The organism is Guopingia tenuis, from assembly GCF_014384805.1.
Classification (GTDB): Bacteria; Bacillota; Clostridia; order Christensenellales; family Christensenellaceae; genus Guopingia; species Guopingia tenuis.
In genome coordinates, this window is the sequence record NZ_JACRSS010000001.1 from 541976 (window position 1) to 563254 (window position 21279).

The 21279-nt window shown below is 53.5% G+C and carries 18 protein-coding genes and 1 riboswitch; all 18 genes read right to left on the reverse strand.

Annotation, left to right across the window (positions count from 1 at the left end):
• Positions 1-110: 110 nt before the first annotated feature.
• A complete protein-coding gene (locus tag H8693_RS02675; RefSeq protein ID WP_249279679.1) occupies positions 111-2111 on the reverse strand; it encodes a glycoside hydrolase family 13 protein in 2001 nt (666 codons plus the stop codon).
• A 37-nt stretch (positions 2112-2148) separates the two neighbouring features.
• Positions 2149-4596 carry a glycogen/starch/alpha-glucan phosphorylase gene (locus tag H8693_RS02680; protein ID WP_249279680.1) on the reverse strand — a complete coding sequence of 816 codons (2448 nt, stop codon included), beginning with the start codon at positions 4594-4596 and terminating at the stop codon, positions 2149-2151.
• 83 nt (positions 4597-4679) lie between these two features.
• On the reverse strand, positions 4680-6125 hold the full coding sequence (gene glgA, locus H8693_RS02685) for a glycogen synthase GlgA (RefSeq protein ID WP_178621447.1): 1446 nt from the start codon (positions 6123-6125) through the stop codon (positions 4680-4682).
• Positions 6125-7255 (reverse strand): glucose-1-phosphate adenylyltransferase subunit GlgD, encoded by a 1131-nt coding sequence (gene glgD, locus H8693_RS02690; RefSeq protein ID WP_178621448.1) that lies wholly within the window; start codon positions 7253-7255, stop codon positions 6125-6127. Before glgD ends, glgA begins: the two co-directional genes overlap by 1 nt.
• A 15-nt stretch (positions 7256-7270) precedes the next feature.
• Positions 7271-8452: a glucose-1-phosphate adenylyltransferase gene (locus H8693_RS02695; RefSeq protein ID WP_407926341.1), complete on the reverse strand. Its 1182-nt coding sequence runs from the start codon at positions 8450-8452 to the stop codon at positions 7271-7273.
• Between the two features lie 30 nt (positions 8453-8482).
• Positions 8483-10429, reverse strand: coding sequence for a 1,4-alpha-glucan branching protein GlgB (gene glgB, locus H8693_RS02700; RefSeq protein WP_249279681.1), 1947 nt, complete (start codon positions 10427-10429; stop codon positions 8483-8485).
• Between the two features lie 41 nt (positions 10430-10470).
• On the reverse strand, positions 10471-11868 hold the full coding sequence (locus H8693_RS02705) for a glucose-6-phosphate isomerase (RefSeq protein WP_249279682.1): 1398 nt from the start codon (positions 11866-11868) through the stop codon (positions 10471-10473).
• Positions 11869-12083: 215 nt separating this feature from the next.
• The gene (locus H8693_RS02710) at positions 12084-12527 is read right to left on the reverse strand and encodes a hypothetical protein (protein WP_249279683.1); all 444 of its coding nucleotides are present in this window, start codon (positions 12525-12527) and stop codon (positions 12084-12086) included.
• Between the two features lie 68 nt (positions 12528-12595).
• Entirely contained in the window at positions 12596-12928 is a 333-nt protein-coding gene (locus tag H8693_RS02715; RefSeq protein WP_249279684.1) for a hypothetical protein, read from the reverse strand.
• 141 nt (positions 12929-13069) lie between these two features.
• Positions 13070-14236: a D-alanine--D-alanine ligase family protein gene (locus tag H8693_RS02720; protein WP_249279685.1), complete on the reverse strand. Its 1167-nt coding sequence runs from the start codon at positions 14234-14236 to the stop codon at positions 13070-13072.
• 17 nt (positions 14237-14253) lie between these two features.
• Positions 14254-15843, reverse strand: a complete 1590-nt coding sequence (locus tag H8693_RS02725) for a UDP-N-acetylmuramoyl-tripeptide--D-alanyl-D-alanine ligase (protein ID WP_249279686.1) — start codon at positions 15841-15843, stop codon at positions 14254-14256.
• Positions 15837-16619, reverse strand: a complete 783-nt coding sequence (locus tag H8693_RS02730) for an alpha/beta fold hydrolase (RefSeq protein WP_249279687.1) — start codon at positions 16617-16619, stop codon at positions 15837-15839. The genes H8693_RS02725 and H8693_RS02730 overlap by 7 nt, the downstream gene beginning before the upstream one ends.
• Before the next feature lie 5 nt (positions 16620-16624).
• A complete protein-coding gene (gene rimI / locus H8693_RS02735) occupies positions 16625-17098 on the reverse strand; it encodes a ribosomal protein S18-alanine N-acetyltransferase (protein WP_249280100.1) in 474 nt (157 codons plus the stop codon).
• A gap of 11 nt (positions 17099-17109) precedes the next feature.
• Positions 17110-17787 carry a tRNA (adenosine(37)-N6)-threonylcarbamoyltransferase complex dimerization subunit type 1 TsaB gene (gene tsaB, locus H8693_RS02740; protein WP_249279688.1) on the reverse strand — a complete coding sequence of 226 codons (678 nt, stop codon included), beginning with the start codon at positions 17785-17787 and terminating at the stop codon, positions 17110-17112.
• Between the two features lie 3 nt (positions 17788-17790).
• On the reverse strand, positions 17791-18219 hold the full coding sequence (gene tsaE, locus H8693_RS02745) for a tRNA (adenosine(37)-N6)-threonylcarbamoyltransferase complex ATPase subunit type 1 TsaE (RefSeq protein WP_249279689.1): 429 nt from the start codon (positions 18217-18219) through the stop codon (positions 17791-17793).
• Positions 18220-18271: 52 nt separating this feature from the next.
• Positions 18272-18865 carry an ECF transporter S component gene (locus H8693_RS02750; protein WP_178620865.1) on the reverse strand — a complete coding sequence of 198 codons (594 nt, stop codon included), beginning with the start codon at positions 18863-18865 and terminating at the stop codon, positions 18272-18274.
• A 120-nt stretch (positions 18866-18985) separates the two neighbouring features.
• A riboswitch (FMN riboswitch) is annotated at positions 18986-19105 on the reverse strand.
• 69 nt (positions 19106-19174) lie between these two features.
• Positions 19175-20314 (reverse strand): amidohydrolase, encoded by a 1140-nt coding sequence (locus H8693_RS02755; protein ID WP_249279690.1) that lies wholly within the window; start codon positions 20312-20314, stop codon positions 19175-19177.
• 20 nt (positions 20315-20334) lie between these two features.
• Positions 20335-21228: a YitT family protein gene (locus H8693_RS02760; RefSeq protein WP_249279691.1), complete on the reverse strand. Its 894-nt coding sequence runs from the start codon at positions 21226-21228 to the stop codon at positions 20335-20337.
• Positions 21229-21279: the final 51 nt, after the last annotated feature.

A 21279-nucleotide genomic window follows, 5' to 3' on the forward strand; every position in this document is an offset into this window, starting at 1 on the left:
CGATGGCAGCCGTCAATGAACGCTCAGGACGCGGAAATTTGTTTCCGAACCGTCCGTGCATTTATTATACCATATTTGCCGAAAAATGACAACAACATATTATAACAACCTTAAAACAGCAGACGGAATACCATAGCGCTTTCGCCAAAAATATCCACGTCCATCAGGCCATCCTGCACACTGCTGCGGGAACCTGTCAGAAGGCAGATTCCCTCTTTAAATCCGGCCTGCCGGATATTTTCAAGCTGGCGGCTCTCCACGCAGTTGGCTACGCGATATAGATCCAGGATGAACCTCTGGTTTTCCCTGGCGCGGTTGATGAGAATCACATAAGCCCCATTTTCCGCCGGGTTTCCGAAAGCATCCTTTCCATCGAGAATAAAACGGAATACACCCAGAACATCGTTGCCAACGGTGAAATAACCCACATGGCCGGTCTGCATAGCGTCCGCTCCGTTGCGGATTTTTGCCAGCGTTTTATAAAAATAGATCAGTGTTTGGTCGTGAACGGCATAGGGCGCGCGGTTGAAGGGATCTTTCAGCCCGTTCATGCCCACCTCATCGCCATAATAAATAGAGGGCATACCGGGAATGGCAAACTGAATCGCCGCCGCCAACCGGGTCAAAATCCCGCCGCGCTTATCCTGTTCAGGAAGAATTTTAAAGGAGGCCTGCTGTTCCCGGGAAAGGACATCCAGATTGGCATTTACCCCCAAAACCGTCCGTATCCGTTCAATATCATGGGAGGAAAGCAGGTTCATCAGGCAATAGAGCATGGGTTTTGGATAATTCTGCGCCTGATTTTCCAGGAAGTGCGCGCAGTCCCGCGCCGAACTATGCTGCAAAAGGAAAGAGACAACGGCATTTTTGAAAGGATAATTCATGACGCTGTCCAGCCCCTTGCCATAGGCATAGGAACGCCGCTTTCCATAGCTTTCCTTTGTGGTCGCATCCTCCCAGACCTCGCCCAGCAGCAAAGCATCCGGCTTTTCCTTCTTGATCGCCTCGCGCATTTGTTCGATCACTTCATCGGGCAGCTCATCCGCCACGTCCAGGCGGTATCCCTCCGCTCCGGCCCTCAGCCAGTGGCGCATCACGCTATTTTCCCCGCGGATGACAAATTCCTGCCAGCCCGGGTCCATCTCGTTCACTTCCGGAAGGGTTTTGAATCCCCACCAGCAATCGTATTCCTCGGGATAGTTTGAAAAACGGTACCAGCCGTAATAGGGCGAATCCTGGCTCTGATACGCTCCCGGTCCGGGATAATTCCCCCGTTTATTGAAATATACGCTGTCCGAGCCGGTATGGGAAAAAACGCCGTCCAGGATGATCCGGATCCCATAGCGCTTTGCCGCCCGGCAAAGGCGGCTAAAATCCGCCTCGGTCCCCAGCATGGGATCGATTTTGCGGTAATCCGATGTGTTATAGCGGTGGTTGGAATCCGCCTCAAAAATCGGGTTCAAATAGAGGACGCTGACCCCCAGCTCTGCCAGCTCTCCCAGGGACTGCTCAATTCCCAGCAGATCGCCGCCAAAATAATCACAGGGCGAATAATATTCCTCCCCGGGCAGCGGCAGATACATGGGCGATTCCTCAAAGCTCCCGTGGGCATAAGCCTTTCGGCCCATGGATTCATGATAGCGGATGCCCTGTTTCAGGTTTTCGGGGTTCCCCTTGCAATACCGGTCAGGAAAAATTTGATAGAGAATTCCCTTTTTGAAAAACGCCGGCGTTTCAAAGGACGGGTCATAGCATGTGAGCTGATAGCTTAACGGCTTGGAACTGTATAAAAGGCCCAGCCCGCTGGACAGGCCGCTTTTGCACCCATAATACAGCCGTTCTTCCCTCCAGAATACGACGAAGTTATACCAATACGCCCCTGCTCTTTCGGGCAGCTGTATTTCCGTCTGCCACCATCCATCCCGGCATTCCATGGGGAATTCCGCCGTATAGCCATCGCCATACAGCGCCAGATTTACGCCCTGAATCCCCTCTGCCGCTCCCGCATAAAGGCGCAGTTTTACCGTGCTGCCCGCGGGGACAGCGCCAAGAGGTTCCCGGTATTTTGCCTTGCGTGAATCGTGAAACAGCTGGTTTTCCAGTGTATGCATGGGTACCTCCTCTTCTTTCTATACATACCAAAGGCACTCAGCCTTTCAACGGCTCCAGATGCCAGATCCGGTCGTTATATTCCCGGATTGTGCGGTCCGAGCTGAAAATTCCCGAACGGGCCGTGTTATAGGCCGCCATCCGATACCATTCCTCCGGATGTTGGTATGCCTTGACCGCCCGGTTGAAAGCGTTGATATAGGAGCGGAAATCATGGAGCAGATAGTATTGGTCTGCCTTTTCATAGTCTCCAAAGATCAGGGAATGATAGAGATCCGCGAACTGCCGTTCATTTACGCCCGGAAGCGAACCGTCGATCAGTTTGTTGAGCACATCCCTAAGCTCTGCATCCTTTTCATAATATTCGCCGGGGCGATAGGAATTGAACCGCTGCATTTGATTGATTTCTTCCACGGTTGCGCCGAAGATAAACATGTTCTCCCGGCCGACACGCTCGCAGATTTCCACATTGGCCCCATCCATAGTTCCAATGGTGACTGCGCCGTTCATCATGAACTTCATGTTGCCCGTGCCCGACGCTTCCTTCCCCGCCGTGGAGAGCTGTTCGCTGAAGTCGGTGGCCGGAATCAGGATCTCCGCCGCCGATACGTTGTAGTTTTCAATGAACACGACCTTTAAAATATCCTTGGTCTTTGGATCGTTGTTGACCAGATCCGCCACGGCATTGATCAGCCGGATGATATTTTTCGCCCGGACATAGCCCGGCGACGCCTTGGCCGCAAAGAAGAACACCACCGGCTGGGTGAAGCTCGCGGGATCAGCGGTTATTTTGTTATAGAGATAGAGGATATGCAGCACCTTTAAAAGCTGCCGCTTATATTCATGCAGCCGTTTAGCCTGCACGTCGAAAATTGCATGGGGATTGATTTCGATTCCCTGCTTTTCCATGACATAGCCTGCCAGCCGCCGCTTGTTTTCCTCTTTGGCCGCGATAAATCCCTCCATAAACTCCGGATTGTCCAGAAGGGCCTCCAGCTTGTCAAACTGCTTATAATCCGTCAGAAAGCCCTTGCCAATATGCTTCTCAATGAGCTTTGTGAGCGGCGGATTCGCCTTGGCCAGCCAGCGGCGGTGGGTAATGCCGTTGGTGATGGCGATAAACTTTTCCGGGTCCATAACATAATTATCCCGGAACAGGGAGGTTTTTAGAATATCCCCATGGATCTGGGAAACGCCGTTTACCTTCTTGCAGACCGCCACGCATAAATTGGCCATGCGGATCTCGTTATACGCTATGATGGAAAGCGAACTAATTTTCTCAAAATCGCCGGGAAACGCCTGCCAGAGCCGTGCGCAGTATTTCTCATTGAGCGTGTCAATGATCGTATAGATCCGCGGCAGAAGCAGCCGGAACATATCCTTGGGCCAGCATTCCAACGCCTCAGACATGATGGTGTGGTTGGTATAGTTAAACATCCGCCGCACCACGTCATAGGCTTCCTCCCATCCAAAGCCCTCTTCGTCCATCAGAATGCGCATCAGTTCGGGGATAGCCAGCGTGGGATGGGTGTCGTTGATCTGCACCTCCACATATTCAGGCAGCGTATGCAGATCGCCATAGAGATTCTTATGCCGCCGGACCATGCTTTGCATGGTCGCCGACGTGAAGAAATAAAACTGCTTGAGCCGGAGCTGCCGCCCGGCCTCATGGTTATCCTCGGGATACAGAACTTTCGAGATCACTTCCGCCAGCTCCCGCTCCTCCATAGCGCGGGTATAATCGCCCCGGTTGAAGAACGTCATATCCAGGTTGTTCTTGGCCCGGGCGCTCCAAAGCCGCAGAGCGGCGGGCATTTTGGTATTATAGCCCACAATGGGCATATCATAGGGCACCGCCAGCACTGAGCTGTAGTTATAGTGCTCGATCTTCAATCCCTTTTCCGTCCATACTTCGTGAATTTCACCGCCGAAATGGATTTCCACCTCTTCTTCAGGATTCTCCACTTCCCAGACATCTCCGGTTTCAATCCAGTTGTCCTCCATCTCCACCTGGCTGCCGTCCAGAATCCGCTGGCGGAACAGGCCGTGTTCATAGCGGATGCCGCAGCCCATGGCGGGCAGGTTCAGCGTGGAAAGGGAATCCAGGAAACACGCGGCCAGCCGGCCCAGACCGCCGTTGCCGAGAGCCGCATCGTTTTCCTCCTGCTCCACCTGATGGATATCCACACCCATATAGTCAAGCGCCGCTTTATACTTATCAAATATCTCCAGGTTGATCATGTTGTTGACCAAGGCCCGGCCAATAAGGAATTCCGCCGACATATAGAGCACCATTTTCTTGCCCTCTTTATCCACCTTGTTGCGGGCATTGATCCAGCGATCCATGATCTCATCCCGCACACAGAGCGCGCAGGCCTGATAAATATGCTCCATACTGGCATTTTCCAACGTCTTTCCAAAATGCCGTTTCAGCTTTCCCAAAATCAGCGTTACTTCTTGCGGCCGTTTTTTCGGCAATGCTGCCACCTCCGTTTTCTCTTGTAAGTCTTAAACCAAATTTCAGGCTGCAAGACGCAGCCTGAAAGAATTTCCCGCTCTTTGCTCCCCGTTTACAGCATGCTCAGATAGAGCCGCTTGTATTCTTTTGCCGAGGCAGCAAAGCTGTTGTCTTCCGCCATGGCGTTCTGCCGAAGCAGCCGCAACGTATCTGCCTCCTCATATACCCGCAGCGCCATACGGATTACATATAGCATATCATGGGCGTTATAATTTGTAAACGTGAAGCCGTTGCCCTCCTTTGTAAACTCGTTATAGGGCGTAACCGTATCCACAAGCCCGCCGGTCTCCCGAACGATGGGCAGTGTTCCATACCGAAGAGCGATCATCTGCGAGATGCCGCAGGGCTCAAACTGCGAGGGCATGAGGAAAAAGTCAGAGCCGGCATAGATGCGGTGGGCCAAAGCGTTGTTATATTCGGTGCGCACGGCCATCCGCCCGCAATAGCGGTAAGCCGCTTCCCGGAAAAAGTCTTCATATTCCCTCTCCCCGCTGCCCAGGACGACGAAGGCTACATTCTCCCCCATGATATCGCCCAGCACAGCCCGCACCAGATCCAGGCCCTTCTGCGGCGTCAGGCGGGAAACCATGCCGATCACCGGCGTTTTCGCGGGCATATTGATGCCCAGTTCGGCAAACAGCGCCTCTTTGTCCTTCTGCTTCCCCGAAAAATCCTTGCAGGAATAGGGAGCTTCGATCCATTCATCAGCCTGCGGATTGAAAGCATTGGTATCAATACCGTTGATGATGCCGACGGTATCCGCCGCCCGGTAATTGAGCGCGCCCTCCAGCCCTTCGGCATAGTAGGGATATTTGATCTCCTCTGCATAGGTGGGGCTTACCGTGCTGATCTTATCCGCAAATTTCAGCGCTCCCTTCAAAAGGTTGCATCCTGCGTCGTCCCCCATAATCTCATAGGCAAAATATTCGTCGCCGATTCCCAGAAGGTCCTGGATAAACTGCCGGGAAAACTTTCCCTGATACATGAGGTTATGGATAGTAAACAGCGTTTTGCAGCTTCCCTGGGGCGCTCCCTGATACTGGGTGCGCAGGAGAACAGGGATCGCCGCCGTGTGCCAGTCGTTGCAGTGGATAATATCCGGAATAAAACCGATCAGGGGCAGGGCCTCCAGGGCCGCCCGGCAAAAATAGGCATATTGTTCGCCCTCGGCGTTGCCGCCCTTATAGATCGGCCCGCCGAAGTAATATTCGTTGTCGATGAAATAATAGACGATATCGCCGATTTTGATGGACTCCACGCCCACATATTGGGTCCGCCATCCCAGATGCACATAGAAGTTGCAGATATGCCGCAGCTCCCCCACATATTTGCGTTTGATCTGGCTGTGGAGCGGCAGCATGACCCGCACATCCAGCCCCAGCTTGCTCAGCTCCCCGGGCAACGTCCCGATCACGTCCGCCAAGCCTCCGGTCTTTGCAAAGGGCGCGCATTCCGCCCCCACAATCAATATTTTCGCGTCGCAGCTGGTGATTTTCATTACACAATCGCTCCTTTTTTAATGATCACAGGATAGCTGGCACTGCCGATCAGCCGCCGGCCCGAGCGGACCTGCACCTGTTTATCCAGGATGGCGTCCTCAATCCAGCAGTTCTGATAAATCTCGCTGTCCTGCATAATAATGCTGTCCTTGATGGTCGTCCCTTTCCCCACATATACCGAACGGAACAGAACGCTGTTTTCCACGGTTCCCTCGATGATGCAGCCATTGGCAATGATGCTGTTTTTCACATTGGCATTGGCTCCATATTTCACGGGCACTTCGTCCTTGATCTTTGTATACACCGGATGCCCGGTATGAAACAGGTCTTTTTGCGCTTCGGGCTGGAGCATATCCATGTTCATCCGGAAATAAGAGGCCACGGAATGCAGCCGGGCCACATAGCCCTTATGCTCATAGCCGAAAATTTTCAGCCGCTTCAGGTTGGGAACCAGCACATCCGCCACAAAATCATATTTTCCCCGGGAGATCGCATCCTCCACCAGGTATTCCAGAAGATCCTTGCGGACGATATAGATATCCATGCCGACGGCTGTGGAAGTGGGCATCATGGAGTTGAATTCCATATCTACCACCCGTCCTTCCTCGTTCATATACAGGCGGAGATCCTTAAAGCGGCTCTCATTCTCATGCACCATGGACTCGGTGTTGTAAAGCAGCGTGATATCCGCATTGTTATCCATATGAAACTGGAGAAGGTCGTTATACGTCGTATTATAGACAGTATAGGAGCCTGTCAGAATGCAGTACTGCTGGCTGGTGCGGTGAATATATCCCATGGAATTTTTCACTGCATCGCAAAGTCCCCGATAGGAGCCCTGGTTTTCATTGGTATCAAAGGGCGGAAGGATGAACAAACCATCGTTTTTGCGGTTCAGATCCCAGTCCTTGCCGGACCCCAGATGGTCCATCAGGGAATGATAGTTTTTCTGCGCGATGACGCCTACGTTGCGAACCCCCGAATTCACCATGTTGGACATGATAAAATCAATGGCGCGGTATCTTCCGCCCACCGGCAGCGCCCCGATAGCCCGCTTCGAGGCCAGTTCGATAAGATTCATATTTTGTTCTCCGGCATAGATCAGGCCGAATACGTTGTTGTTGAGCATCTGTTTTCCCTCCTCCTATGCCAGTGTTTCCCCGGGAGACACTGCCCGGCCCGCATCCACGACCACATCATTGCCCACCTGTACACGGCATCCGATGACCGCAATCGCGCCTTCGCCCCCGATCACACAGTTCTCGCCCACGCGCACTTCTTCATCGACGATTGCGCGGAGGATCCGCGTCCCCCGGCCAATGTGTGTCTCCTGCATGACGATACTGTCCTTGACATAGGCCCCTTCTTCCACGACCACGCCCGGGAAAATCACGCTGTTTTCCACCTTCCCATAGATATAGGCGCCTTCGGAAATCAGGCTGTTGCTGATCTCGGAATCCTTGCCGGCATAATGGGGCGGCTCGTTGGGGTTCCGGCTATAGATCCGCCAGGAAGCGTCGTGCAGATCCAGCTCGGGAGCCGCCGTCAGCAGCTCCATATTCGCCTCCCAAAGGCTTTCCACTGTCCCCACATCCTTCCAATATCCGTCAAAGGGATAGGCAAACAGCCGTTCTCCCCCATGCAGCATGGCGGGAATCACATTTTTTCCAAAATCATTGGCGGAATCCGGATTTTCCGCGTCCGCGATGAGATACCGCTTCAGCACCTCCCAGGAGAACACATACACTCCCATGGACGCCATGTTATTCTTCGGGTGCTCGGGCTTCTCCTCAAATTCTTCGATGCGCAGGTTCTCGGCCGTATTCATGATCCCAAACCGGGAGGCCTCCTCCATGGGCACCTTGATGACAGCGATGGTGGCGTCTGCCTCGTTCTTTTCATGGAAGCGGATCATCTTGCTATAGTCCATTTTATAGATATGGTCGCCCGAAAGAACCAGCACATATTTGGGATTATACCGTTCAATGAAATACATATTCTGATAGATCGCGTTGGCTGTTCCGGAATACCATTCGCCGGTCTTTCCCTTCACATAGGGCGGCAGCACAAAAGCGCCGCCGGACATGCAGTCCAGGTCCCAAGGAGCCCCCGTCCCAATATACGCATTCAGCTCCAACGGCTGATACTGCGTCAGCACACCGACTGTGTCAATCCCCGAATGGATGCAGTTGGAAAGGGGAAAATCGATGATCTTGTATTTTCCGCCATAGGGGACGGCCGGCTTGGCCCGCTCTTTGGTCAAAACCCCAAGGCGGCTTCCCTGCCCTCCCGCAAGGAGCATCGCGACACAATTTTTCTTGCTTATCATTTCTATTCTCTTCCTCCAAAGATCCCTTTATTTTTTCTTTGTTTTCTTCTTTTTTTCTTTCCCCGCCGGCGGCTTCGCCTCCATAAATTCAAAATACACGGTTGCCAGCGGCGGCAGCGTCACCCGTGCGCTATATGGCAGGCTTTCCGGCCCCGGGCAATCCTCCACCTGGATTTTGGGCGCGTTCAAAACGCCGCTCCCCCCAAAGGCCGTGTCATCGCTGTTGAGAACCTCCTTGAGCGTTCCCAAAAGCGGCATTCCAATGGGATAATCATAGCGCACCACCGGAGTGAAGTTGCAGACGCAGACGATCCGGCGCACCTTGCCGTCCCGCCGCCTGGAAGATCGCATGAAGGAAACCGTGCTCTCCAGATTATTCTGCACATCCAGCCAGGTGAAGCCTTCCCAGCTGTCCTCAATTTCATAGAGGGCCCGATTGCGCTTATAATATCGGTTCAGCTTGCGGACATATTCCTTCATCTGGGCATGGGACTCATATTCCAGAAGGAACCAGTCCAGCGGCTGATTTTCGTTCCATTCGATAAACTGGCCGAATTCATCGCCCATAAACATGAGCTTCTTTCCCGGATGGGCAAACTGAAAACCATATAAGGCCCGCAGTGTGGCAAACTTCTGCCAATAGTCCCCTGGCATCTTATCCAGCATGGATTTCTTGCCGTGAACAACCTCGTCATGGGAATAGGGCAGGATAAAATTCTCCGAGAAGGCATACATCATCGCAAAGGTAATCAGGTTGTGATGGTCTTTGCGGTAAATGGGATCCATCTCGAAATACCGGAGCGTATCGTTCATAAATCCCATATTCCACTTGAAGGTGAAGCCCAGGCCGTCGTCATAGGGCGGCTTTGTCACCATGGGGAACGCCGAGGATTCCTCCGCCACCATAACGGTTCCCGGGAACAGGGTCAAGACCGTGGAATTGACCTTGCGCAGGAAGTCGATGGCCTCCAGGTTATAGTTTCCGCCAAAGGCGTTGCGGACATAATTTCCGTTTTCCCGGCCAAAATCCAGATAGAGCATGGAGCTTACGGCGTCCATCCGGAAACCGTCCACATGGTATTTATCCATCCAGTAGACGGCATTGGAGACGAGAAAGCTCTGCACCTCCGGGCGGCCATAGTTGAAAATCAGCGTGCCCCACTGGGGATGTTCTCCGAGAAGCGGGTTTTCGTGCTCATAGAGGCAGGTTCCGTCAAACCGGGCCAGGCCATGGGCGTCCTTTGGGAAATGGGCCGGAACCCAATCCAGAATGACGCCGATTCCCTCCTCATGCATGCGGTCCACAAAGTGCATGAAATCCTGCGGCGTTCCATAGCGGGAGGTAAAAGCATAATATCCCGTCACCTGATAGCCCCAGGAGCCGTCCAGGGGATGTTCATAGACCGGCAGAAGTTCCACATGGGTATAGCCCATGTCCTTGACATATTCCACGACCTCGTCCGTCATCTCCCGGAGACTGGCAAACTGATAGCCCTCCGGCTTGCGCCAGGAGCCCAGATGCAGCTCATAGATGGACATGGGCGCCGTGAACACGTCCTTTTTTGCCCGGCGGCGCATATAGGCCGCGTCTTTCCATTCATATCCTTCGATATTCCAGACCTTGGAAGCGGTATTCGGGCGAACCTCCGCGTGAAACGCGAAGGGGTCGCTCTTCAAAACCGTGTTTCCATCATATCCGAAAATGCAGTATTTGTAGTTGTCTCCGTCTCGCAGGCCCCCGACAAAGCCCGTCCAGACCCCGTTGTTTTCCTCCATGGGATTTGCCTGGCTGTCCCAGCCGTTGAAGTCGCCGACGATGCTGACGTTCCGTGCATTGGGCGCCCAAACGCAGAAGCGGTGCATGCCGATCTCTTCCATATAGTGGCACCCAAAGGTCAGATAGGCCCGCTGCGCCTCGCCGATATTGAATAAATAGATGTCGTCCTTATAGGGCAACCCTTTCGCTTTTGTCAATTCCGTCACTCCTTTTTTGTTTCCCTCCCCTGCTTCCTCTGTTAAAAGGAATAAACAAAGGCCGCGTCCTTTTCCGCCTGCGCGCTCAGCTCCGCCGCTTTTTCCTCATAGCCTTCCCGGCCCATGAGGGCATAGGTGGCGATTTTTCCCGCTTCCACGCCCGGCTGGTCAAAAGCGTCGATCTGTAAAAATTCGCCGCAGGCCGCCGTGGCCATTTCCAGGAAGAAGAGCAGCGCGCCATAGGCATAGGCGTCAAGCTCGTTGAGCGTAATGCGCATATTCATCTTTCCTCCCTGGGTTACGGCGTATTCCGTGCCCCGAAGCTCGGAGGCGATCAGCTTGTTAAAGGTCTGGCCATAAAGGTAGCTGGCTTCATGCATATCGATGGGCGCATGCGGGATCGTGAGCTGCGTGCGGAAGTTCGCCACTTCGATAAAGCAGATGATCTTATCCGCCGGGCCTTCGGTATAGAGCTGCACCTGGGAGTGCTGGTCTGTCACACCCACGGCGCGGACCGGCGTCTGTCCCGCATGGACAATGCTGCCGTCCAGGCCGAATTTTTTCCCGAGGGATTCCGCCCAAAGCTGGGCATACCATTCCGCCGTGTTGAGAAGCGCATCCGCATAGGGCATCATCACGCTGATGTTGATTCCCTTTTTCATGGCCAGATAATAGAGCATGGCATACATATAGGCCGGGTTTTCTTCCAGATTCGGATTGGAGCAGATTTTGTCCATATCCCCCGCGCCCTTTAAAAGCGCCGCGATATCAATATTCAGAACGGCCGCCGAAACCAGGCCCACCGGGCAGAGAACCGAGAAACGGCCGCCCACGCCGTCGGGAACCACAAAAGCCTTGAAGCCGTGTTCATCGGCGATGCGCTTGATGTTTCCGTTTTCCTTGTCGGTAGTGAGGATGATGTTGTCCGTATAGTGCTCGCCAATCCGGTTTTTGATGAGATCCAGAGCCACCATGAACTGGGTTACGGTTTCCACAGTATTGCCGGATTTTGTAATGACATGGAACACGGTCTTTGCCGGATCAATGATGTCGAGAAGGCCGTTGATGCTGTCGGGATCGATGTTGTCCAGAACATAGAACCGCGCGCCGCCCCGCTTTTCCCGGGGGAGCTCGTTATAGCGGATATGCTTTAAGGCCGTAAACAGCGCCTTGGAGCCCAGCGCCGAGCCGCCGATGCCGAAAACGACGAAATTTTCATAATTATCGTTGATGCGCTTGGCCTCTTTTTGGATGTCTGCAACGATCTTGTCCTGATTAAAGGGAAGATCGCGCCATGTATTCTCCCGGCGCTTGGCCTCAACGCCGCGGTGGATTTCGGGGATCCGGGCCTTCGCCGCGGCTATTTCCTCGCGCGTAATACCGCATGGGACATTCTCTTGCAACATGTTGTTAAAATCAATTTGCAACGCTTTGTTCATGATGATCTCCTCTATTCTTTTATTTTAAATAAATATGCATTTTTATGGAAAAAAGGTTGGATTAAAAATGTATATCTATAATATTCTACTTTAACTTGTTAAAACCTTTTTTTCAACCTTTCAATTCCCGGATTTTCCCAAACTTTTCCCGGGCATCTTTCGCCCCTCAGGCAAACCCCTCTTGGAATTATCCTATTTCCATTCCTTTATATTTATCACTCTTTATCCCCAACCGGCGCCGCATCTTCTCCTTTTTTTGGAAAATCAGGCATTTGGTTTTCCTCCGGTTCCATAAGCTGCCGCCAAAGGCCGCTGTTGGTTTCAATTTTTCTATACAACAGACAGGAGTTCTCTATATCCATTTCATCCGTGAGATCCCATATGTTTACGCTTATAGAATAAAACTCGTCAAAATCTGAAAGTGATGACCGGAGCATCTCCGAATCGGAAATTTCAGAAATAACCACATTTTGGGGCATGCTCTTTCGGTCATACAAATATCGTTCACTCATAAACTGGTTGCCCGACAGGCTCATAAAGAGTCGCAACCGACCATGGTCATCGTATTCTGCAACATCAATGGCGGGATATTCGCCTTCTGAAAGCATCACCCCGATGCTATAGAAGTCCTTGCCCCATGGAATATAAACCATTTTCATAATATTAAAAATGTTCCAGGGCTCCTCCGGCCTCTTCCGTTCCACCCGGTAAATATACGCTGGGCGGCCTATCTCCCGCATTTTTCACCGGCGAAAAGATAGACAGTAAGCTCCCGGCTGGTCTTTCTCGGATGAATTTCGTGAACGGGATAGACATTGGTAATATATTTCCCAGTAATCAGGCTGGGACAATAGATCCCCCATGGATGGGCATGCCCGTTTTTGGGAATATTGGAATATTTGCGGCAGACAAACTCATCCTTATGCCGTAAAAAATCCTCATATTCTTTGCGAATGGCAGATTTGCGGAGAATCCCTCGGATTTTTCCATATTGTTCCTCTGCCTCGACCCCAACTTCCCGCAAACCAAATTCTTCGCAAAACCGATATTCTTCTCCCATTGCCCTTCTCCTTTTTTATTACTATTTCGCCGCCTTTTCTGCCATCTCCTTTTCCCGCAAAGACAAGTGCCGGAAACTTATTTTTCATTTAACAAAGTTTTAACTTTCCCATCAAAAAAACCGCCTTGCGGCGGCTTTTCATCATTTTGCCATTTTGGTTCCTCCCGAGGAGCTCACTTTTTTCAGGATCTCCGAATCAAAGGCATAGTTGCTCTTCTCTTTTTCAGCTTTTCTCTGCAGCGCACACTCTACCAGCGTATCGATCAGTTCTTTATAAGGAATTCCCATAGGCTCAAAGAGATAGAAGGCAAAAGAACCCGGAATGGTGTTTGCCTCGTTGATATAGAGCGTATCCGTGGCCTTATCGATGATATAGTCGATGCGGACGACGCCCTTCATATCCAGGGCCTTGAAAGCCTCCAGCGACAGATCCTGAATGCGCTTTGTCATTTCCGGGGAAATCTCCGCCGGGATCTTGCGCGCCAGGGATTTCATCCCCTTGCTTCCCGGGCCGCGAAGGTATTTTTCGCTGAAATCCAGCACGTCCTTGGCCGTCACCGGCTGTTCGCAGAGGCTGGCCTTCGCGTCCGCCCCCATGCCCAGCACGGCGCAGTTGATCTCCATGAGATCGGTTACCGCCTTTTCCACGAGAATCCGGCGGTCATAGCTCACGGCCAGATCCAGCGCGTCTTTTAGCTGCTCCCGGGAATCCGCCCGGCTGATGCCGATGCTGGAGCCCAGGTTCGCCGGCTTGACAATGACCGGATAGCCCAGTTTTTGCTCCACACGCCCGCAGATCTCTTCCGGATCCCGGGTATATTCGCCCCGCTCAAAATACACGCTGTCCAGCACCGGAAATCCCAGCCCCTGGAAGGCCGCCTTCATGACGATCTTATCCATTCCAGCCGCGCTCCCCGTGACGCCCGCGCTGGAATACGGGATATCCGCCAGCTCCATCAGCCCCTGCAATGTCCCGTCCTCGCCGTGCATGCCGTGCATGGCAAGAATAGCGACGTCGATATCAAACACACTTTTCAGGCCAAACCGCGTCTCCCGCAGAAGCGAGCGGCTGCCCGCCGTCGGCGGCAGGAAAACCTTATCGATGCCCTTCTGTTCCAAATCCGGATGGACAAAAAACTTCGAGTCCCGGAGCTTTTCCCCGGCATACCACTGTCCGCTGCGGGAAATATAGACGGGCATAATATTATATTTGGACGCATCCGCATTTTCAATCAGCTGTGTGCCCGTGATGATGGAAACATCGTGCTCCACAGAGCGTCCCCCAAAGAATACCGCCAGATTTTTCATTTTTCCACCTCTGCTCTTTATTCGTTATAATTATCCGGCAAATCATTTTCAAACAAAACGATATCGCCGGCGCGCAAAATCCTTCCCATTTTTTCCGATGCCTCGCCAAGAGAGGCGCACACCTCAATCTGCTCCTCGGGGAAGCCCTCCTCCAGCAACCCTTCATAGATGGGGCGGGTATGCCTGGGGCCGACCAGATAGACGAGATCGGCGGTGTGCGCCATATCCCGCCCAAAGGCCCGGTTTTCCTGCTCCTCGATTTCGCCCAGCTCCACCATGCCCGGCGTCACAACGATCTTGCGCCCCGAGAAACCCCGGAGAACCTCCATGGCCACCCGGGTTCCCGCCGGATTGGCGTTGAACGCATCGTCGATGACGGTGACGCCGTTGCCTGTGGGCAAAAGCTGCAGCCGATGCTCCACCGGCTCCACCTTGGCGATCCCCCGGATCAGCTCTTCTTCCGAAAGGCCCAGCTCCAGGGCCACGGCCACGCAGCCCAGAATATTTTGAATGTTGTGTTTTCCCAATAATTTCGTCTTTGCCCGGAATTCCCTCTGTCCATGGTCATAGACTATGGTGAACTCACTTCCGTCCTCCCCGGGCAGAATATCCTTGGCGGCAATATCCCATTCGTCCTGCTCGTCCGCCAGGGCATAGAGCCATTTTTTCTTTTCCGTCCGGTCATACATTCCCTTTGTGATGCCGCCGTCGTTGGGGAAGAAGGCCACCCCGTCTGCCGGAAGGCCCGCAATCAGCTCATATTTCGTGGATATGATGTTTTCCAGAGTTTTGAAGGTTTCCATATGCTGCGGACCAACAGAGGTCACAATGCCGTATTTGGGCTTCACAAGCTCCACCAACTCGGCAATATCCCCCACATGCTTAGCCCCCATCTCGGCCAGAAACACCTGATGTTCCGGTTTCAGCTGCTCCCGGATCACCCGAGTCAGCCCCATGGGGGTATTATAGCTGGAGGGCGGCACCAGCGTATGGTATTTTTCACTGAGCAGCGTTCCCAAAATGAATTTGGTGCTGGTCTTTCCAAAGCTGCCGGTGATCCCCACCTTGATGAGGTCGTCCCGCTCCGCCAGTTTGCGTTTGGCGTCGTTGAAATAGTGCTTCTTGACGGCGTTTTCCATGGGGGTGTTGATCCAGTTGGCCAGCAGGATATGGAAGGGCGCCAGCAACACGAAAATCGCCCCGATCGTCCTCCCGGAGAAATAGGAGCCGGCGGCAAAGAGCGCCAGCAGAACCGCTTCTGTTGCCAGGAGGCGTTTTACCCGGGCCGTATACGCCAGGGGCTTTTTCGCATCCTTTACGGTGATGCTGCGGACATATTTTCCCCCGCAGAAGCCGAAGCCCAGAAATCCCGCGGCAAATATGACATACTGGAGCCATCCCTGCACACTGCACGCCCCCATAAATGCGGCGATAAACAGCGCGGCGCAGGCCAGAACCCATCCATAGCCCTTCAGGCCATGTTCGCCAAGCCAGCGCATATAGCCCGGGGCCTTATATCCCTCCAGTTGGAACATATGGCAGAGCCGGAGCGTCGCAAGAAAGCAGAACGCCGCCGCCAGTGCCAGAAACAGAATCGCCATCAACATGCCGGAACCTCCAAAAATACTTTCACAATTTTGATAAACTGCCCGAATTGATCCAGATAGGAAAAATGTCCGGCATTTTTCAGCACCACCAGCCCCCCGTCAGGAATGAGCTTTTCCATGGTCTGCCCGAAATACACCGGCGTATCCGTATCGTTTTCCCCATAGATCATCAGGGATGAGGACCGGATATCCTTCAAATATTCCTTTAAATCCTGATTGACAACATTCACAAATGTCCCCCGCATGGCATCCGAAGTGAGCGCCCGGTAATCTGCGGAGCCTGCATTTTTCGTCCGCTCCCGGGCGTCGACGCCAAACAGCTTGAAGCAGCGGTAGAGAAACCCATTCTTTGCCGCTTTTTTCATGAGCTTATAGGTATATACCCGACAATACCAGGCAAAAGAGCGTTTTTTCTTAAGTCCTGCCGCGTCCACAAACACCAGCTTCCCCACCAGCTCAGGATATTTCGCCGCCAAAACAATCGTGACGCGCCCGCCGAAGGAATGGCAGATGACGTCCGTTCCGGCAATATCCCAGGCCCGGATCAGCCGGGCCACGATCTCGGTATAATCCGAAACCGTCATGGGCTTTTTTGGCGTATCGCTCCCGCCAAAGCCGGGAAAATCGATGACATAGACCTTCCGGCTTTTGGAAAGCTCGTTTGTCACCGGGGCAAAGCTGTCGATGCAGGCGCCCCAGCCATGCAGCAAAAGGAGGGGCTTTCCCTCCCCCCGGACGATATAGTTGATCTTCAAATCATTGACGGTGATTTCCATGCGCCCTATTTATACTCCATCTTGAGCATCTCCATTTCCCGCTTGATGCCCTGCTTCCACATGATAAACGCGTCCTCTTTGTTGTCGGCATAGTAGCCCTTGCGGACGCCCTCGATCTCAAAATCAAAATCCTTATACAGGTTGATGGCCCGGAAATTGGATACCCGCACTTCCAGCGTCATGCTGTCCGCCCCCAGCGCATATGCCTCCTCGATCAGCCGTTCCATGAGCCGATGGGCATAGCCCTTTTTGCGGAATTCCCGGCGAATGCAGATGTTGTTGATATGCGCCTCATCCAGAATCATCCACATGCCCGCATAGCCTACTACCCGGCCGTTTTCCTTGATAACAAAATATATGTTGTGGTTTACGCAGATATCCTCATAGAGCACCTCCAGCGGCCAGGGCGTTTTGAAGCAGTCCTGCTCCAGCTGATAGATTTCGGATATATAGGAAACATCTGCGCGGATTACTTCCACCTGTTCCAATCCTATTGCCTCGCTTTTTTCATGCGCTCCGCCTGCGATTCCCGCAGGTAGTTGGGTTTTATACTGTAGGCGTCCATCGCCTCGCCCCGCTGCCAGGCCGCAAAAGCCTCCCGGCAGACGCCGCCGGCCCGCTGCAAAAGCAGATTCCCCGGCGCAAACCGGGCGCCCGGCAGGGCGGCCCGGATCTCCTCCCGGAATACCGGCACGCCGTCGCCCAGAAAAAGCGCATCTGCCCCGCCGATTTTCTCCAGAAGCTCCCCAATGGGCAGAGCGCAGTCCGCCAGAATCTTCCGCCCATCCCGGTACAGCGCCGTATAGACCTGCCGGTTTCTCGCATCCAAAATCGGGCAGACAAGACCAGCCGTTCCCGCCGCATTGGCGGCCAAGGCGTCCATCGTGCTCACGGCAAGCACCGGCTTTCCCTGCGCCTGGGCCATGGCCTTTACCGTATTCACGCCGATGCGCAGCCCGGTAAACGACCCGGGGCCAACGGCTGCGGCAAAGGCATCCATCTCCCCCATGGCAATCCCCGCCCGGAGCAGACAGTCCTCAACCGCCGGAAGCAGCGTCACCGAATGGGTGAGCCCCCGGTCTATATACACTTCGCAAAGCAGCGTTTCATCCTCCGCCACCGCCGCCGAGCAGGCGCGGCCGGAGGTATCCAGGGCCAATATTTTCAACGCTCACTTCTCCCTGCTATTTTCTGCATTTTTTATGGTAATATCCCGTGCGTTCTCGCCGGCATAGGATATCTCGATCCAAGTGGTATGCTCCGGCATCCAGTCACGGATGAGAGACGCCCATTCCACCACGGTCACACCTCCGCCCGAGAGATATTCAGAAAAACCGATTTCAAACATCTCCTCTGGGTCGCCGATGCGGTATACGTCAAAATGAAACAGCGGCAGCCTCCCCCCGCGGTATTCCTGCACAAGAGTAAACGTCGGGCTGGTTACCGCCTCACTGATGCCCAGCCCGGCCGCCAGTCCCTGCACGAACACGGTTTTCCCCGCGCCCAAATCCCCGTCCAGCGCCAGCACCTCGCCGCCGGAAAGGTTCTCCCCCATCCGTTTGGCAAAAGCATATGTTTCCATCGGAGAATTTGACCACATGAAAAAAGCCCGTCCTTTTCGCACATTTGTTATTTATCATACCGCATTTGCATCATTTATGCAATAAGGGAGATATTTTCTTGTATACCAGAAATACCAGCACTCCGTCCAGCAGCCCTTTCAAAAGCGTGAAGGGCACCGCCATGACCAGCACATATCCCAGCACCGAGTCTACCGCCGGGTTGATGGCCTGGCAGGCGGCGATGATCGCCTCGATGGGCATAAATTTGCTATAAGCCGGGATGAGCAGCCAATAGTTGAGGGCGCCGCCCGCCACCGCCATGGTCGCGACGCCTGCCAGCGTCCCGATGATGGCGCCCTTGAAATTTTTATGTTTCAGATAGATCCAGGCGGAAGGAAGAACAAAGGCCAGGCCCATCAAAAGATTGGCCAGCTCTCCCACGCCGCCGGTGCCAGAATTTTTCAGGAAAAAGAACAGAACAACCTTGATGGCCTCCACAACACATCCCGAAACCGGCCCCAGGGCAAAGCCCGCCAGCAGCGCCGGAAAATCGCTGATATCCAATTTCAGCCAGGGCGGCGCAATGGGCAGCGGGAACTCGATATACATGAGCACAAAGGCGACGGCCGCCAAAAGCCCGGTTTTTACCATCCAGTGGAGTCTGTTGTTTTCTTTTCTCAGCATCTTTTTTCTCCCCGTTTCTAAAAAAATATACATCGCCGGGGCACAAAAAGGCCCCAGGCACGGATTCCCAGGGCTGCATTTCCATAAAAAAGATTCCTTTTTGGCATGGCTGCCAAAAATGCCTTTCTTCTCTCATCCAGACTATACTGTCGGCAACGGAATTTCACCGTTTCCACCCGCCAAACGGGTTCGCGGACTGTCACCGCCGGTCGGGAATTACACCCTGCCCCGAAGAAACTTGCCGTATCCATTCTTTGGATACGGCAGTAGTATAACACATTTTTCGGGGCGGGGTCAACGCCTTTTTCGCTATCTCACCTGTTTTCCGTCGATAAAGACATGGGCGATGTTTGAGCGGACATCCAGGGGATCGCCGGAATATAGCACAATATCCGCGTCCTTGCCTTCCTCCAGGCTCCCGATCCGGTCCTCCAGGCAAACGGCCTTAGCCGCATTGATGGTGATGGCCTTGAGCGCTTCCCGTCCGGGCAGGCCGTATTTCACCGCCATGGCCGCCGTCACCTGCAAAAGCTGTGTGGGCTGCACGGGATGATCCGACATCATGGCGAATTCCACGCCGTTTTCATAGAGCACCCGGGGGGCGTTCCAGGAGAGGTTTTTCAGCTCGGGCTTACAGCGGTCGCAGAGCAGCGGCCCGATAATGACCTTTGCCCCGCTCTCCTTTACATAAGGGGCGATGAGATATCCATCCGTGCAATGCTCCAGCGAGAGCCGCAGGTTGAATTCCTTGGCCAGGCGGATGGCCGTGAAAATATCGTCCGCCCGGTGGGCGTGGATTTTCACCAGCAGTTCGCCCCGCAGAGCCTGGCAGAGAATCTCATTTTTTAAATCCCGTTTCGGCGGGTCGTCGCTTTCCATTTCTTTTGCATATTCCTGGGCCTCCACCAGAGCCTCCCGGATGAGAGCCGCCGAGGCCATGCGTGTCATAGGCGCTTTTTTCTGCTCTCCGCCATAGACTCCCTTGGGGTTTTCTCCCAGCGCCATTTTTAAAGCCGCCGGCGCCTTGATGACCATTTCATCGACGCAGGCGCCATAGGTCTTGAGGGCAGCAAACTGGCCGCCAATGACGTTGGCGCTGCCGGGGCCGGTGACCACAGTGGTCACTCCGCCTTCCCGGGCCTCCTGAAAGCAGCGGTCGACTGGGTTGATGGCGTCGATAGCCCGCAGCTCCGGCGTCACGGGGTCGGTGCATTCGTTGCCGTCCGCACCCTCTTCGTCAATGCTGTCCTCCCACATGCCGATATGACAATGGGCATCCACAATGCCGGGCATAGCCGTGAGGCCCGAAGCATCGATGATCTCTGCCCCCGCGGGGGCTGCAATATTTTCCCCAATTCTCTGAATCTTCCCATCGCCCATCAGGATATCTCCCTTTTCCAGATCCCGTTCCGCCATGGTCAGTATTTTTGCATTTTTTATTAGTATCATAGCCGCCTCCTATTTCTTTTTTATAGCTTATTTTTCAGGATAAATCGTTTTTTATGGTTCTCCGGCAGGGAAAAATAGGAGAATCCTTCTCCCATCACTTCCCTGGCATCCAGAGAAATCACAAAGGCCCCCGGGTCCTCTTTCTCGACAATTCTCTTTAATTTTACCACTTCTGTGCCCCGCTCCACCATACAGAGCAGCACATTTTCCTCCCGGCCGGAATATCCGCCCCGGGCGGGAAACTCAGTCACGCTGCGGGAGAGCTTTTCAATAATCTCTTTTTTTATCTCGTCCGACTTTGCCGATATGATAAAAAAGGCTTTGGCCTGGTTCAGGCCCTCGGTAAACAATTCGATCACTTTGGCCTGCAAAAACACCGAGACGATGGCAAACAGCGCCGAGCGCATATCAAATACAAAGCCGGAAGCCAGGATCACGGCAAAATCGATGAGGAAGATGCAGAGGCTGACGCTCACAAAGCGCAGCTTGTCGTGAACCAGCTTGGCCACAATATCGCTGCCGCCCGTGCTTCCGCCGAAATAGATGGTGATTCCCAGGCCCGCGCCCATCAACAGCCCGCCATAGATCGAAGCCAGCATGAAATCCTCTGCCAGCGGGATCACAGGGATCACATCCGCCAGCACGGAATAGAGAACAAGGGCATAAAGCGTGCGCAGGGCAAAACTCCGCCCCAGCTGCCGGAAAGCCAGCAGAAAAAACGGGATATTCAGCGCCAGCACCACCGCCCCGATGGGAAGATCAAAAAGATAATAGAGGAGCGTCGCAATCCCCGTGAATCCTCCTGCCGCAATTTTTCCCGGCAGCAGAAAAAAATTCAGCCCCAGGATACAGACCGTGACACCTACCGTAATCGCCGCATAACAGAGGGGGGCGTTTTCCCTCCAACGTTTCATTTTGTGTTCCTTCCTTTCTCCCCGCCCTTTTCCTCCATTTTCATTTTGCCG